Here is a 13,810-nt window from a genome sequence, read left to right as displayed (position 1 = left end):
GCCCGGTGCGGAGGCCGCACYGCGCTGGCGCTTGCCGCCGCCGCCCCCTGGGCCGCGTCCCCCGCCGCCGGGCGGATCGCCGGGCAGGACCACGGAGGCGCCGTCCTTGAGCCGGTCCGCGCCTTCGGTGATGACGCGTTCGCCCACCTCCAGGCCGGAGGCGATCACGACCTTGTCGACGGTAGCCTGGCCGCGCTTGATGGGCCTGAGCGAGACGGTGCGCTCCTTGGCATTGACCACATAGACATACTCGCCGCTGCTGCCCATGCGCACGGCCGTCACCGGCACCACGATGGCGTTGTCTATGGTGCGCACCTGCAGGCGCACGTTGACGAACTGGCTGGGGTAGAGCTTGAACTCGCTATTGGCAAAGCGGGCCTTGGCCTTCACGGTGCCGGTGGTGATGTCGACCTGGTTGTCGAGCGAGGCGAAACTGCCGGTGTCCAGCGTGACGGCGCGCGTCCTGTCGAGCGCGGTGACCTGCATGGCGATGCCCTTGGCGGCGTTTTGCTGCAGCTCGCCGACCTGGTCCTGCGGAATCGCGAAGACGACGTCTATGGGCGTGATCTGGGTGATCAGCGCGATTCCGTTGGCGTCGCCGCTGCTCACCACATTGCCCACGTCCACGGCGCGCAGGCCGACGCGGCCGCTCACCGGCGCGACCACGCGCGTGTAGCCGAGGTTGAGCCGTGCCGTGCCCTCATTGGCCTTGTCGACGACGACCGTGCCTTCGAGCTGCTTGACCAGCGCGGCCTGGGTGTCGACGTCCTGGCGGGCGATGGAGTCCTGCTCCAGCAGGGTCCTGTAGCGCTGCAGCTGCACGCGCGCGCTGTCGAGCTGGGCCTCGTCGCGCTGGCGCTGGCCGGTGGCCTGCATCAGCGCCATTTCAAACTGGCGCGGGTCTATGGTGGCCAGCAGCTCGCCGGCCTTGACCATCTGGCCTTCCTTGAACAGCACTTTCTGCATCACGCCCGAGACCTGGGGCGTGACCCTGACGCTGGCCTGCGGCGTGACGGTGCCCAGGGCTTCCAGAACAATCGGGATGCTGGCGCGTTCGGCGGTGGCCACACCGACCGTGGTGGCCGGCGCGCCGCGCCGGCCACCGGCAAAACCGCCGGCGGCGGCGTCGGCGGAGGGGTGGGTCAAATGCCAGGCCAGCCAGCCTATGCCGGCCAGGGTGATCACGGCGATCACGCTGCCTATGATGGACGCGCGGCGGCTGATGCGCTTGCGGGGAGGGGTTGCGGCGCCGGTCTGCGGCGTTTCGGCTTTCGGGTCCATCGGCTGTCCTTGGGTGCCCGCCGCCCACCAGGTGGAGGCGGCATTTTTTGTGTTTGATGAGGCTGTTCGCCAAGCCCTGAAGGCCTGTACATACAGCGCTCAGGAATTATCACTGCTAGCCCATGGGCGCAGGTATACGGCCCGAAAGAGGCGCGTAAATATCCGGTAAAGCGGCCTTGGGCCTACAGCGCGACGGGCAAAAAGGCCGTGAAAAAGGCCGTGGTGGTTTCAGCCGAGCAGCGCGGCCACATCGGCCAGCCGCGGAATGCCGTCTATGGCGCCGTGGCGCGTCACCGAGAGCGCGGCCGCCGCGTTGGCCCATTGCATGGCTACGGGCAGCGCTTCGCCGCGGGCCAGCGCGGCCGCGAGCGCGCCGGTGAAGGTGTCGCCCGCGCCTATGGTGTCGCGCACGGCCATGGGGCGGCCCGGTATCGAATGCGGCGCCTGGCCGGCCTGGTAGAGGCGGCAGCCGGCCGCGCCCAGCGTGACCAGCACGGCGCGGGCGCCGCGCTCCAGCAGGCGCGCGGCGGCCTGGTCGGTCGAGCCGGCGTGTGCCTGGCCGGCCAATAAAAGGAGTTCGCTCTCGTTGGGCGTGAGCACGTCGACCAGCGCAAGCATCTCATCACTCAGCGGCCGCGCGGGCGCGGGATTGAGCACGGTCAGGGCGCCGGCCGCGCGGGCCAGGGCAAAGGCCTGCAGCGCGGCCTCGGCCGGCACTTCGCAGGAAGCCATCACGACGCGGCAGCCCGCCAGCAGCGCGGCCGCGGCCTGCGCATGGCGCGCGCCCAGGCCGCTGCCGGCGCCGGGGTAGACGGCAATGCTGTTGTCACCGTCTTCATAGACCAGGATTTGCGCGACGCCGCTGCGCTCGCCGGCCACCTGCTCGACATGCGAGGTGTCTATGCCTTCGGCATGCCAGAGATCCATGCCCATGCGGCCGAAGTCGTCCTCGCCTATGCGGGCCAGCAGCGCCACGCGCGCGCCCTGGCGCGCGGCGGCCACCGCGGCATTGCTGCCCTTGCCGCCCGGGCTGATGCTGAAGTCGTTGGCCATCAGCGTCTCGCCGCGGGCAATCGGCCGCGCCACCTTGGAGATCAGGTCGGCGTTCCAGCTCGCGACGCAGACGACATCAGCGTTCATATCGCGGCGTCCGGGTGAAAAAGCGGAGCCCACGCCTGGCGCGATGCAAGCAAGCAGACGCCGCGGAACCGGCTTTGCCGGGCCGCAGGAGTCGCCCCCTCGAGGGGCTGAGGGCCGCGGCTCCAAGCCTGCCTGCGCAGGCTTGGACGGCAACGAAGAGCTTCGGCCTCTGGCCGTTGCACGGAGCGCCGCGGGCGCTTCGGGGGGGAATCACTTCGCTCCATAGCCCATGGTTTGCGGCAGCCAGAGCACGATCTGCGGGAAGCAGGTCATGGCCAGCAGCAGGAGCAGCAGCATGACCAGGAAGGGCCAGCCTTCCTTCATCATCTCGCCGATGGGAATGCCGGTCAGCGCCTTGGTTACGAACAGCAGCATGCCGAAGGGCGGGTGGATCAGGCCTATCATCATGTTGAGCACCACCAGCACGCCGAAGTGCACCAGATCCACGCCCAGCAGCTTGGCCGCGGGCAGCAGCATGGGCACAAAGACCAGCAGCAGCACCGAAACGTCAAGGAAGCAGCCCAGCACCAGGAACATGACGTTCACCATCAGCAAAAAGCCGATCTGCGAGAAATGCATGCTGTCGACCCACATGGCCATGGACTGCGGCACGCCCTCGGCGGTGAAGGCGTAGTTGAGCATGAAGGAGCCGGCCAGGATCATGGTGATCACCGCGCTGGCGCGCGTGGATTCCATCACCACGCCCCAGAAACTGCGCCAGGTCAGGGCCCGGAACACCAGGGCCGCGAGGATGAGCGCATGCAGCGCCGCCACGGCGGCCGCTTCGGTCGGCGTGAAGATGCCCGAGTAGATGCCGCCCAGCAGCACGATGGGCATGGACAGCGGCAGCGCGCCGCGGAAGATCAGACCGGCCCATTCCGAGCGCGGCACGGGCTCGTCGCGCGGCATGTTGCGCTTCTTGGCAATGACCGCGACCACGCCCATCATGAGGCCGGCCATCAGAAAGCCCGGCACCACGCCACCCAGAAACAGCGCGCCCACCGAGGCGCCCGAGACCAGCGCGTAAATCACCATCGGGATGGACGGCGGAATGATGGGCCCCAGCGTGGCGCTGGCCACCACCACGGCGCCGGCAAAGCCGCGCGTGTACTCGGGTTTCTTGAGCATCTGGCGAATCGTGACCAGGCCGGGGCCGGCGGCATCGGCGATCGCGCTGCCGCTCATGCCCGAGAAGATCACGCTGACCAGGATGTCCACCTGTGCCAGCCCGCCGCGCATGCGGCCCACCAGGATGCGGCAGAAATCGAAGATCCGTTCACTGACCGTGCCTGCGTTCATGATGTTGGCGGCGAACACAAACAGCGGCACGGCCAGCAGCACATAGCTGTTGTAGAGGCCGTTGCCGATCTGCTCGGCCACCAGGCCCACGTCCTGGCCCTTGGCCACGAGGTAGCCAATGCCCGCCGCGATCATCGAAAAACCGATGGGCATGCGCAGCAGCATGCCGCCCGCCAGCACCCCAACCAATATCCAGATACCACTTGTCATATGCGCAACTCCGCTTCAAGACCCTTGCCACGGATCGCGTTCCAGATCGCCCAGGCCGAGCGCACCGCCAGGGCGGCGAGCAGCAGCACAAAAGGCATGAAAACCCATTGGAAAGACACGCCCAGCACGGGCGTTCCCTCGCGAGCCATGAAGTGCACATAGTCCCAGCAGCCCGGGATGCCCCAGGCCGCGAGGCCGCCGACCAGCAGGTTGCCGACAATGGCCATGGCCTGGCGGACACGGTAGGGCGCGTTGTTCCACAGCAGGTCGAACACCACGTGCTCACGCTCAGGCACGACCACGGCGGCGGCCCACAGGATGACCCAGACATAAAGGATCACGGCCGCCTCGTCGGTCCAGGCCAGGGGCTTGCCGAAGAAAAAACGCGCCGTGATCTGGATCACGAACACGATGAACAGGGTCAGGAAGAGTCCGCCGCCAATCAGGTTGGCGGCTTTTTGGGGCCAGCTTTTCATGGGCGTTGTGGTGTTTGCCGCGGGACTTATTTGGTCGCGTTGATGCGCTCAAGCAGGCCCTTGGGCCAGACCTTGGCGTATTCGGAGTTCAGGTAAGTCGTCTGCACGGTCTTTCGGAAGGCGTCCACGTCCGGTGTGGTGACCTGCAGGCCTTCCTTCTTGAAGAAGTCAACCAGCTGGCCTTCTTCCTTGATGCGGTTTTCGTTGTTGTAGACCGCCGCCGCCTGGGCCGCCGCCTTGACCTTGGTCTTTTGCGCCGGGCTCATGGCGTTCCAGGCCTTGTTGGAAATCGAGATGAAGATGCCGTCCACCAGGTGGCTGGTCATGACGATCTGCTTGGTGACTTCATAGAACTTGGCGGCGCGCACCGAGGGCAGGGGATTGTCCTGGCCGTCTATGGTGCCGGTCTTCAGGCCCAGGTAGACCTCGCCGAAAGCCAGCGGCGTGGGCGTGGCGCCCAGCGCTTCGCCGAGGAACAGCCATTCCTTGGAGCCCGGCATGCGCAGCTTGATGCCCTTGAGGTCGGCCGGCACCTTGACGTTGTGGGCCTCGCGCAGGTTGACCTGGCGCGTGCCGAGGTAGACGGTGGACAGCGGCGTCACTTCCATCTTCTCCGAGACGGTCTTGAACATCTCGGTGCCTATGGGGCCGGAAAACACCTTTTGCTGGTGGTCCGGGTCGCGCACGATGTAGCCGGCGGTGAAGATGGAGAACTCGGGCACCAGCTTGGCGATGTCGAAGGCCGAGATCGAGGAGAGCTCGAGGTTGCCGCGCGCCATGGCGGTCGGCTCCGTGCCCTGTTTGAACAGCGAGGCGTTCAGGTTGATCTGCACGTCGAATTCGCCGGGCGCGCTTTTTTCGAGGTTGTCCTTGAAGACCGTCCACATCTTGGCGTGCCAGTCGTCGGGCACGGCCGGGGTGGAGACGCGCAGCACCATCTTGTTCTGGGCCTGGGCCGCGGGCAGCAGCGTGCCCATCAGCAAGGTGGCGGAAGCCGCGGCCAAAAGGGTGCGGCGAAGGGTGGACGAGAGGGAAGTCTTCATGGTTGTCTCCTTTTTTAGGTCAATCGTTGTTGGGCTCAGGCCCCGGGTCGGCGTTCGGCAGTCACTCGGATTTTGTATCAATCCCGAAAGCGCTGATGGTTTTTTCCAGCGCCTTGTATTCGTCGGCGGTCAAGGCCACCAGCGGCGCGCGCACGCGCAGCCAGGCGGCATCGCCGCTCAGCATGGCCATGATGCCCTTGAGCGCGGGCATCAGTGAATAGCCGTCCAGCAGGCTTATCAGCTTGATCACGCGCTCGCGCTCGGCGGGCGTCGCCGGTGCCGCGGGTTCGGTCACCAGGCGTTTGACCAGGCGCGGCATGAAGTTGGCCACGCCGCTGATGGCGCCGGTGCTGCCGCGCTTGCCCATCTCGGGCAGGTCGGGTTCAAAACCGACGTAAACCGTCATGTCCTTCATGAAGGCATTGGCCAGGCCCACCGAATGTTCTGTGCTGCAGGCGCTGTCCTTGATGCCGACGATGGTGTCCGGGTATTGCTTCTTGAGCGTGGCGATCACGTGGTGCGACAGCGGCACGCCCGTGACCTGGGGGATGTGGTACAGGTAAAGCTTGAAGGGCGTGCCGGCCATGCCGTCGATGACATAGCGGTAGCTGTCGATGACGCCCTGGTCCGACACGCCCTTGAGGAAAAACGGCGGCAGCATCAGGCAGCCGTGCACGCCGGCTTTCACGGCGTGGCGCGTGAGCTCCAGGGTTTCGGGCAGGGCGGCGCAGCTGGTCGAGACCATGATCTGCTTGGCGGGAATGCCGTTCTTGATGAGCTGCTCTATCGCCTCCTTGCGTTCGGCCAGCGAAAAAGACGGGCCTTCGCCCGTGGTGCCGAAAGCCGTCACGCCGGGGCAGCCGCTGGCGATCAGCGCCTTGCAATGGGCGGCGAACTTGGCGTGGTCTATGTCCAGGCCGGCCGTGAGCGGCGTCAGCAGGGCGGGCCAGATGCCGCGGAAGGAATTTTCGGCGGCGGGAAAGGAACTCGTCATTCAGGGATCTCCAGAGACCACGGCATTGCGGGCCGCGGCAGGCCGAGCACGCGGCGGTGCGCACTCTCGATGTGATGGCCCAGGCGGTCGACCACGGCTTGCGGGTCGCGCCGCTTGAGGGCATCGATGAACCAGAGGTGCTCTTCCATCGCGGGAATCAGCACATCCGGGGAAAGGGAGGAGGCTTCGAGTTTGATCAGGCGCACCCGCAGGCTGTTGATGCGGTAGACCTCGGAAATCAGCTCGTTGCCCAGCGTGTCTATCATGAGGTCGTGCAGGCCCCAGTCCACCGTGGTGGCGTCTTCGAGCAGCGCGTCGTCGATGGCCTTTTTGCGCGCGCGCTTCACGATGTTGAGGTGCGCCTGCTCAATCGCGGCGAGGTCGGCGTCGGACACCGTGGTGACGAAGCGGCTGGCGGCCTCGCGCTCGAGCAGGCCGCGCAGCTGGAAGGCGTTGTTGATCAGCTTGAGGTCCACATGGGCCACCTGCAGGCCGCGCTGCGGCACGGTCTTGACCAGGCCCTCGGCTTCCAGCCGCGGGATCAGCTCGCGCACCGCGCCCAGCGGCATGCCCAGCAGCTGCATGAGTTCGCGCTGCGAGACGAACTGCCCGGGCCGTATGTTGGCGTCGACGATCTGCTGCTGGAAACTTTCGTAGGCCTGGGCCCGAAGGCTGATGGGGGACGCGCTGCTCATGGGATCAGCCGTGGTCGCTGGCGATGACACCCTTGCGCAGCAGGATGTTGCCGTACTTGCGCTGCTCGCCGGTCTGCAGGATCAGGAAGGCCGACTGCGCGCGTTCGTAAAACGCAAAACGCTCCAGCGAGGCGGCCGGGCGCTCGCCGGCCTGGTGCAGCACGGTGGTAAATTCGGCCACCGGCGCGGGAACCGCCTCGGGGTCGCCCACCACCTGCATGGTCCAGGCGGCTTCGGGCACGAAGTCATCCAGCGGCAGCAAACGCAGCACGGCGGCCAGCGCCTGCGGCGCGGTCACGCCCGCCAGCGCTACCAGCCGGGCGCCGCTTTTGCGGGCCACCTGGGCGGCCGGGAAATTGGCATCCACAATCGCCAGGTCATCGCCATGGCCCATGCTGGCCAGGGCATGCAGGGCGTCGGGAGTGAGCAGCGGTGGAATGTTCTTGAGCATGGGAGCAAGCGGTCTTGGCAGGGAAGCCCGGTTTTTGTGAAAACCTCGGGATTTCCCGCTGTCGATGACTGACATGTTAGTCATAACATAACTGAACTTTTATTGGGATTAACCCTGAATGCGGCTTTGACATGACGACTTTGGACATGGCCCCTGTGTTTTCCGCCTGCAAAGAAAGCGGCCTGCGGCTGGGCCTGGGCGGCGCGCCGCTGGGCAACCTGTTTGCCGCCGTGAGCGATGCCGAGGCCAGGGCGCTGGTCGACGCGGCCTGGGCTGACGGCTGCCGCACTTTCGACTCCGCGCCGCACTACGGCCACGGCCTGTCGGAGCGGCGGCTGGGCGACGCGCTGCGCGGCCACCCGCGGGACAGCTATGTGCTGTCGAGCAAGGTGGGCCGGCTGTTGTTGCCCGACGCGAACGCGGCGCGCGCCCAGCACGGTTATGTGGACATCCTGCCCTTCAACCAGGTGTGGGACTTCAGCGCCGCCGGCATCCGCCGCAGCGTGGAAGACAGCCTGCAGCGCCTGGGCCTGCCGCGGCTGGACGTGGTCTATGTGCACGACCCGGACGCGGCCTCGCACGGCGAACGCGCGCCCGCCGTGCTGCGCCAGCTGCTGGATGAGACCCTGCCCACGCTGCGCGCGATGAAGCATGAAGGGCTGATACGCGCCATCGGCCTGGGCACCAATGATGTGGCGGTGGTGCTGCAGGTGCTGCGCGAAGCCGGGCTGGACGTGCTGATGCTGGCCGGGCGCTACAGCCTGCTGGACCACAGCGCATTGCCGGCGCTGCTGCCGCAGTGCGCGGCGCGCGGCGTGCGCATCGCGCTGGGCGGCGTGTTCAATTCGGGCATCCTGGCGACCGGCGCGCGCGGCGGCACGGCCAGCTTCAACTATGCGCCGGCCGCCCGCGAATGGCTGGAGCGCACGGCCCGCATCGAGTCGGTTTGCGCGGCGCACGGCGTGCCGCTGCGCGCGGCGGCCCTGCAGTTTCCGCTGGCCCACCCGGCCATCGATATCGTGATGCTGGGCGCGCGCAGGGTCGCCGAGTGGGCCGATGCGGTGGCCATGATGCAGCACCCGATTCCCGCGGCCTTCTGGGCGGATCTGCGCGCGCAGGGCCTGTTGCCCGTGGAGGCACCGACACCATGAAAATCATCGATGCGCACTTTCACTGCTGGGAATTGGCGCGCGGCGACTACGGCTGGCTCACGCCGGCGCTGGCGCCCCTTTACCGCGACGTGGCCGTGGCCGACTGGCGGGCGCAGTCGCGGTCGCACGGCGTGCGCGGCGGTGTGCTGGTGCAGGCCGCACCCACCGAGGCGGAAACGCACTTCCTGCTGGAGCAGGCTGACGCCAACCCGGCAGTGCTGGGCGTGGTCGGCTGGGTCGACATGCTGGCGGCCGACGCGCCGCGCCGCATAGAGGCGCTGGCACAGCACCCGCGGCTCAAGGGCTTGCGGCCCATGCTGCAGGACATCGCCGACCCTGAATGGATATTGCAGCCCGCACTCGCCCCGGCACTGCATGCCATGGCTGATTGCGGCCTGGTATTCGACGCGCTGGTCAAGCCCGTGCACCTGCCGCACATCCTGACCCTGGCCGGCCGCCACCCCGAGCTGCGCATGGTGATAGACCACGGCGCCAAGCCCGATATCGCGGCAGGCCAGTGGCAGCCCTGGGCTGAGGGCATTGCGCGCATCGCAAAAGAAACGCAGGCCATGTGCAAACTCTCGGGCCTGCTGACCGAAGCCGGTCCGCGCCCCGCGCCGGGCGCGGTGCGGCGCTGGGCCGAGCATGTGTTGCAAAGCTTTGGCACGGACCGCGTCGTCTGGGGCAGCGACTGGCCGGTGCTGGAGCTGGCCGCTCCCTATGCGCTCTGGTGGGCCGTGTCGCGGCAATTGCTGGAAGACCTGGACATGGAAAGCCAGGCTGCGGTGATGGGCGGCAACGCGATAAGGCTTTATAGGCTTCACATTCCCCAAAAAAGCGGTATCCCTAAAATCGCCGGATGACCGAAGCCGCTGCCTCTTCTTTTTCTCCTCCTTCCCTGCGCGTCTGCCGCGCCGACTATGCGGACCCGGTGCACGCGCGTGCCCTGGTGCAACTGCTGGACAGCTATGCGCAGGACCCGGCCGGCGGCGGCAAGCCGCTCGGCGACTTCGCCAAAACCCACCTCGTGAAGGAACTCGCGGCCCGCCCGCAGGCTTTCAGCGTGCTCGCGTTTGACGGCGACAAGGCCGTGGGCCTGGTCAACTGCATCGAGGGCTTTTCCACGTTTGCCTGCCGCCCGCTGGTCAACATCCACGACGTGGCCGTGCTGCCCGGCCACCGCGGCCGTCGCATCGCCGAAAAAATGCTGGCGCTGGTGGACGAGATCGCGCGCGAGCGCGGCGCCTGCAAGCTGACGCTGGAAGTGCTGCAGGGCAACCTGGGTGCGGTCAAGCTTTACGAGCGCGTGGGCTTTGCGGGTTACCAGCTGGACCCGGCCATGGGCCAGGCGCGGTTTTTCCAGAAGTGGCTGGATTGAGTGATCCGGCCAACGAGCCTTGAGCCCTTCGCGGGTTCAAGCCTTGGGCTGTTTTGATCCAGTGTCGCGAGATGAGCCGCCAGCACGCGCGACCAGACGCTCCAGGTAGTTTTCAAACAGGCCCCGGGACGCCTGTTGGAACATGCGTATGTGCCCTGTGTGGCTGAGCACCAGCAGCCCGACCATGTGCGTGAACAAGGCCGTGATTTCGGCAAGCGCCTCGCCGGCCGGCATGCCGAGCGCTTCGAGCGCCTCCTGGGTGGGCAGCAGCGCATCGCGCAGCCGCTGCTTCAGGCGCTCGTCCAGTTCGGGCGCCAGCCCTCGCGGCTGCATGCCCTGGAACAGGTAAAAACCGAGGTCCAGCTCGCGCGGGTTGTCGCGGTAGAAATCAAAAAAAGCTGTCGCCGTGGCACGGCCCGCCGCCGCCGCTTCGCTATGGGACTGCGCGCGCGCGGCCTGGACCTTTTCGTTCAGGCGCTCCAGCGATTCGCCGAGCAGGGCCGCGTAAACCTCTTCCTTGCTCGCGAAGTAGCTGTAGATCGCGCCCGGCGTGTAGCCCGCGCGTTGGGCGATCTCACGGATGCTGGTGCCTTCGAGCCCATGCTCGAAGAAGACGGCGCGCGCCGCATCGAGCACCAGCGAGCGCCGCACGTCGGTGAGGGCTTGCCGGCGGACGTCCCGGGCCACGGAAGGACCCTGCACCGTGCGCGCACGGCCAGGTTTGCCGGGGCTGCCGGTTTTGGAGGGTTTGATCATTAAGGAACACTTTAACGCCTTGTGAAGTTGGCTAAACAGTGTTTAATTCCCAAAATCGCTGTCCAGCTTCCCGCTGAACACGCTTGCGCGCGGCTCAATCCTGGCGCGGGGCGGTCGCGGACGGATCGTGCAGCAGCATCAAGGCCGCGAAAGCCAGCAAGCCCAGCGCCGCTGAAAACCACAGCGCTCCCGCGCCGAAGCGGTCAATCGCCAGGCCGAACAGCCAGGGCGCCGTCGCCTGCGCAAAGCGCGCCGGCACCATCAAGAGGCCCTGGCGCGCGCCATAGTCGCGCACGCCGAACAGCACCAGCGGCAGCGTGCCTTTGGCAATCGTCAGCACGCCGTTGCCGGCGCCGTGCAGTACCGTAAACACCGCCCCGGCCGGCACGCCGAAAAACAGGAAAGCCGCCGCGCCCAGCGTGTGCAGGCTGCCGGCCACGCGCGCCGAGACCAGCGGGTGGATGTTGCGCAGCAGGCCGTATTCCAGCAGCCGGCCGGCCACCTGGGCGGGGCCGACCAGGCCGGCAAACACCAGCGCGGTGGCCAGCGGCACGCCGTGGGCCTGCAGCAGGCGCGGCAAATGCGAGGCCATGGCCGTGCTGATGAACCAGGTCACCGCAAACACCAGCGCCAGCAGCACCGCCGTGCGCGTGCCACTGCCGGATGCGGCGGGCGCAGCCGCTTCGGGCGGGGTCGCGTCCACATGTGGTGTGGCATCAATGGCTCTCACAGGCGAGGCCGGCAGCCGCCAGTTCAGCGGCAGGCCCAGCAGCAGGTGCAACACGGCCCAGGCCAGGCAGGTGGCGCGCCAGCCCCACTCAAGCTCCAGCCAGGCCGACAGCGGCCAGCCCACGGTGCTGGCAAAGCCGGCGAACAGCGTGATGCCGGTAATGGCACCGCGTGCATCCTTGCCGTACAAGTGCACCAGCGCGGCAAAGCCCGCTTCGTAAAGGCCCGCGGCCATGGCCACGCCCAGGATCACCCAACCGGCAATGAGGCCTACCGGCCCCTGCGCCAGTGCCAGCACAAGGAGGCCGGCGGCGAACACCAGGCTGTTGGCGGCCAGCACCGGCCGGCCGCCATGGCGGTCTATGGCTTTGCCCGCGGCCGGCCCCAGCAGGGCGGAGACCACCAGCGCGGCCGAGAAAGCGGCAAACACCGTGGGTGTGCTGACGCCCAGCTCGCGCGCCATGGGCACGGCCAGGATGGCGGGCAGGTAGTAGCTGGAAGCCCAGGCCAGGGTTTGGGCAATGCCCAGCTGGACGATGGTGGCGGTGCGGCTGCTTGTTCGACTCACGGCTGCAAGGGTAGCAAGAAAGGCCGTGGGCCTCAGCCTTTGCCGGCGCTTGCTTGCGACCCGCCCAGCGCCCGATGCAGCACCACGCCCGCCAACGCACCTGCTGCCTGGGCCAGTACAAAGCCGGGGGCGCTGGCCGGCGCGATGCCGGCAAAGCTGTCCGAGAGCATGCGGCCCAACACGGCCGCCGGGTTGGCAAACGAGGTGCTCGCGGTGAACCAGTAGGCCGCGCCTATGTAGCAGGCGACCATGGCCGGCGCCCTGGCCGCGGGCGCGCGCAGCACGACGAGGATCAGCCCGGCCGTCGCGACGGCTTCGGCCAGCCACTGGCCTGTGCCGCTGCGGATCTTGCCGCTGAGCTGCAGCAGGCTCATGTCAAACATCGCATGGGCCAACCAGGCGCCCGCGACCGCGCCCAGCAACTGGCCGGTGATAAACAGAAGGGTTCTTCGCGTGCGCTTGCCGGAGGCCGCGGTTTTGGGCCCGAGCACCAAGGTCACCAGCGGGTTGAAGTGCGCGCCGCTGACCGGGCCCAGCAATTCAATCAGCACATAAAGCGCAAACACCGTGGCCAGCGTGTTGGCCAGCAGGGCCACGCCCATGTTGCCGGCCGAAAGCCGCTCGGCCATGATGCCCGAGCCTATGACGGCACAGAGCAGGGCGGCTGTGCCCACGAACTCAGCGACAAGCTGGTGTGTAAGGCGGGGCTCCTGGCCTTGGGCGGCCGCTGCAGGCTTTAACAGCACGCCGCAGCCGCGCCCGATGTTTTGCTCTCCACCGCGGCGCAGCAGGCCGAAGCGGCGGCCGGCTTGGCTTCGCTGAATACCGGGATGCTGCCCAGCGTGTGGAACTGTTCCCAGGCAATGCCTTGCGGGTCGGTGAGCCAGTATTTGTCGCTGCGGGCGTAGCAGCAGGTGGTGGGACCTTCGTCGAGCAGGGTCATGTCGGCCCGGGTCGCGTTGGCTTTGAGTGCCTCGAGTTCCTCGGCCTGGTCGACCTGTATGCCCAGGTGGTCCACGCCGGGCGCATCACCGCGCGTGGAGATCGCGAAGTTGACCGGCGGGTCGTTCAGCATCCACTTGGCGTAGTCGGCTTCGGTGCGCGCCGGCTGCTGGTCGAACATGGCTGAATAAAAGGCGATGTTTTTTTCGAGGTCCTTCACGTGGACGTGTACATGGAAGCGTTTCATGGGGCTCTCCTGGGGTGGTAGGGGTGAGGGGGAGGGATCAGCAGGTGGCGCAACCGGCCTTGGGGCCGACTTCGCAGGCGCCGCCTTCGCAGCAGTGCTCGGTCAAATAGCCGAGCAGGGCGTTCATCTGGCCGAAATTGGCGCGGTAGATCAGGTTGCGGCCGCGCGCCTCGCTGCTGGCCAGGCCCGAATGCGACAGTTCTTTGAGGTGGAAAGACAGCGCACTGGCGGCGATGCCCAGTTGCTCGGCGATGGCGCCCGGCGTCAGCCCCTCGGGGCCGGCGACCACCAGGGCGCGAAAAGCGCGCAGGCGCTGGGCCTGGGCCAGGGCGGCCAGCGCCTTGACGGCGGCGCTTTCATCGAGAACGGTCGATGGCTGGTTTTGTATTAAAGATTCCATAATTCAAATATAATTGAATTATTGAATCGAGGCAAGTTGCCGTATTCTCA

16 protein-coding genes are annotated in these 13,810 nt (G+C 67.1%); 3 read left to right on the top strand and 13 right to left on the bottom strand.

Going from position 1 to position 13,810, the window contains the following annotated elements; genetic code table 11:
• The 8 genes from AC1D09_RS12005 to AC1D09_RS11970 form a co-directional block, all read right to left on the bottom strand.
• Positions 1–1,281: efflux RND transporter periplasmic adaptor subunit (locus tag AC1D09_RS12005; protein ID WP_477701063.1), on the bottom strand; the 1,281-nt coding region annotated here is incomplete at its 3' end.
• Between the two features lie 228 nt (positions 1,282–1,509).
• Positions 1,510–2,421, bottom strand: a complete 912-nt coding sequence (locus AC1D09_RS12000; protein ID WP_477664763.1) for a ribokinase — start codon at positions 2,419–2,421, stop codon at positions 1,510–1,512.
• Between the two features lie 210 nt (positions 2,422–2,631).
• Entirely contained in the window at positions 2,632–3,930 is a 1,299-nt protein-coding gene (locus AC1D09_RS11995; protein WP_413330753.1) for a TRAP transporter large permease, read from the bottom strand.
• Positions 3,927–4,406 carry a TRAP transporter small permease gene (locus AC1D09_RS11990; protein WP_477664764.1) on the bottom strand — a complete coding sequence of 160 codons (480 nt, stop codon included), beginning with the start codon at positions 4,404–4,406 and terminating at the stop codon, positions 3,927–3,929. The genes AC1D09_RS11995 and AC1D09_RS11990 overlap by 4 nt, the downstream gene beginning before the upstream one ends.
• A 26-nt stretch (positions 4,407–4,432) precedes the next feature.
• Positions 4,433–5,449 (bottom strand): sialic acid TRAP transporter substrate-binding protein SiaP, encoded by a 1,017-nt coding sequence (locus AC1D09_RS11985; protein WP_477664765.1) that lies wholly within the window; start codon positions 5,447–5,449, stop codon positions 4,433–4,435.
• A gap of 61 nt (positions 5,450–5,510) precedes the next feature.
• Entirely contained in the window at positions 5,511–6,443 is a 933-nt protein-coding gene (locus tag AC1D09_RS11980; protein WP_477664766.1) for a dihydrodipicolinate synthase family protein, read from the bottom strand.
• Complete coding sequence (locus AC1D09_RS11975; protein WP_477664767.1) at positions 6,440–7,138, bottom strand: GntR family transcriptional regulator; 699 nt, start codon at positions 7,136–7,138, stop codon at positions 6,440–6,442. Before AC1D09_RS11975 ends, AC1D09_RS11980 begins: the two co-directional genes overlap by 4 nt.
• A 4-nt stretch (positions 7,139–7,142) precedes the next feature.
• A complete protein-coding gene (locus tag AC1D09_RS11970) occupies positions 7,143–7,589 on the bottom strand; it encodes an RbsD/FucU family protein (protein WP_477664768.1) in 447 nt (148 codons plus the stop codon).
• Between the two features lie 131 nt (positions 7,590–7,720).
• On the opposite strand from AC1D09_RS11970, the gene AC1D09_RS11965 reads away from it, so the two are divergent.
• Genes AC1D09_RS11965 through AC1D09_RS11955 form a run of 3 tightly spaced genes read left to right on the top strand, consistent with a single transcriptional unit; the run spans position 7,721 to position 10,118 of the window.
• A complete protein-coding gene (locus tag AC1D09_RS11965; RefSeq protein WP_477664769.1) occupies positions 7,721–8,740 on the top strand; it encodes an aldo/keto reductase in 1,020 nt (339 codons plus the stop codon).
• Positions 8,737–9,603: an amidohydrolase family protein gene (locus tag AC1D09_RS11960; RefSeq protein ID WP_477664770.1), complete on the top strand. Its 867-nt coding sequence runs from the start codon at positions 8,737–8,739 to the stop codon at positions 9,601–9,603. The genes AC1D09_RS11965 and AC1D09_RS11960 overlap by 4 nt, the downstream gene beginning before the upstream one ends.
• On the top strand, positions 9,600–10,118 hold the full coding sequence (locus tag AC1D09_RS11955) for a GNAT family N-acetyltransferase (protein ID WP_477664771.1): 519 nt from the start codon (positions 9,600–9,602) through the stop codon (positions 10,116–10,118). Before AC1D09_RS11960 ends, AC1D09_RS11955 begins: the two co-directional genes overlap by 4 nt.
• A gap of 36 nt (positions 10,119–10,154) precedes the next feature.
• On the opposite strand, the gene AC1D09_RS11950 is transcribed toward AC1D09_RS11955, so the two are convergent.
• From AC1D09_RS11950 to AC1D09_RS11930, 5 genes are all read right to left on the bottom strand, one after another.
• On the bottom strand, positions 10,155–10,874 hold the full coding sequence (locus AC1D09_RS11950) for a TetR/AcrR family transcriptional regulator (protein ID WP_477664772.1): 720 nt from the start codon (positions 10,872–10,874) through the stop codon (positions 10,155–10,157).
• Between the two features lie 94 nt (positions 10,875–10,968).
• Positions 10,969–12,171, bottom strand: a complete 1,203-nt coding sequence (locus AC1D09_RS11945) for an MFS transporter (protein ID WP_477664773.1) — start codon at positions 12,169–12,171, stop codon at positions 10,969–10,971.
• Between the two features lie 32 nt (positions 12,172–12,203).
• A complete protein-coding gene (locus AC1D09_RS11940) occupies positions 12,204–12,845 on the bottom strand; it encodes an aquaporin (RefSeq protein ID WP_477664774.1) in 642 nt (213 codons plus the stop codon).
• Positions 12,846–12,907: 62 nt separating this feature from the next.
• Positions 12,908–13,360, bottom strand: a complete 453-nt coding sequence (locus AC1D09_RS11935; RefSeq protein WP_477664775.1) for an ArsI/CadI family heavy metal resistance metalloenzyme — start codon at positions 13,358–13,360, stop codon at positions 12,908–12,910.
• Positions 13,361–13,397: 37 nt separating this feature from the next.
• On the bottom strand, positions 13,398–13,760 hold the full coding sequence (locus tag AC1D09_RS11930) for an ArsR/SmtB family transcription factor (protein ID WP_477701062.1): 363 nt from the start codon (positions 13,758–13,760) through the stop codon (positions 13,398–13,400).
• Positions 13,761–13,810: the final 50 nt, after the last annotated feature.

This window comes from Polaromonas sp. P1_A2 (assembly GCF_056406895.1).
Note: the sequence above shows the minus strand (reverse complement) of the source record. Positions and strands in the feature narration are given on the sequence as shown.

What these genes read in the sequence shown, in the direction of transcription:
- AC1D09_RS12000 (WP_477664763.1), bottom strand. Translation starts at nt 2,421, where the DNA reads ATGAACGCTGATGTCGTCTGCGTCGCGAGCTGGAACGCCGACCTGATC.
- AC1D09_RS11995 (WP_413330753.1), bottom strand. Translation starts at nt 3,930, where the DNA reads ATGACAAGTGGTATCTGGATATTGGTTGGGGTGCTGGCGGGCGGCATG.
- AC1D09_RS11990 (WP_477664764.1), bottom strand. Translation starts at nt 4,406, where the DNA reads ATGAAAAGCTGGCCCCAAAAAGCCGCCAACCTGATTGGCGGCGGACTC.
- AC1D09_RS11985 (WP_477664765.1), bottom strand. Translation starts at nt 5,449, where the DNA reads ATGAAGACTTCCCTCTCGTCCACCCTTCGCCGCACCCTTTTGGCCGCG.
- AC1D09_RS11980 (WP_477664766.1), bottom strand. Translation starts at nt 6,443, where the DNA reads ATGACGAGTTCCTTTCCCGCCGCCGAAAATTCCTTCCGCGGCATCTGG.
- AC1D09_RS11975 (WP_477664767.1), bottom strand. Translation starts at nt 7,138, where the DNA reads ATGAGCAGCGCGTCCCCCATCAGCCTTCGGGCCCAGGCCTACGAAAGT.
- AC1D09_RS11970 (WP_477664768.1), bottom strand. Translation starts at nt 7,589, where the DNA reads ATGCTCAAGAACATTCCACCGCTGCTCACTCCCGACGCCCTGCATGCC.
- AC1D09_RS11965 (WP_477664769.1), top strand. Translation starts at nt 7,721, where the DNA reads ATGACGACTTTGGACATGGCCCCTGTGTTTTCCGCCTGCAAAGAAAGC.
- AC1D09_RS11960 (WP_477664770.1), top strand. Translation starts at nt 8,737, where the DNA reads ATGAAAATCATCGATGCGCACTTTCACTGCTGGGAATTGGCGCGCGGC.
- AC1D09_RS11955 (WP_477664771.1), top strand. Translation starts at nt 9,600, where the DNA reads ATGACCGAAGCCGCTGCCTCTTCTTTTTCTCCTCCTTCCCTGCGCGTC.
- AC1D09_RS11950 (WP_477664772.1), bottom strand. Translation starts at nt 10,874, where the DNA reads ATGATCAAACCCTCCAAAACCGGCAGCCCCGGCAAACCTGGCCGTGCG.
- AC1D09_RS11935 (WP_477664775.1), bottom strand. Translation starts at nt 13,360, where the DNA reads ATGAAACGCTTCCATGTACACGTCCACGTGAAGGACCTCGAAAAAAAC.
- AC1D09_RS11930 (WP_477701062.1), bottom strand. Translation starts at nt 13,760, where the DNA reads ATGGAATCTTTAATACAAAACCAGCCATCGACCGTTCTCGATGAAAGC.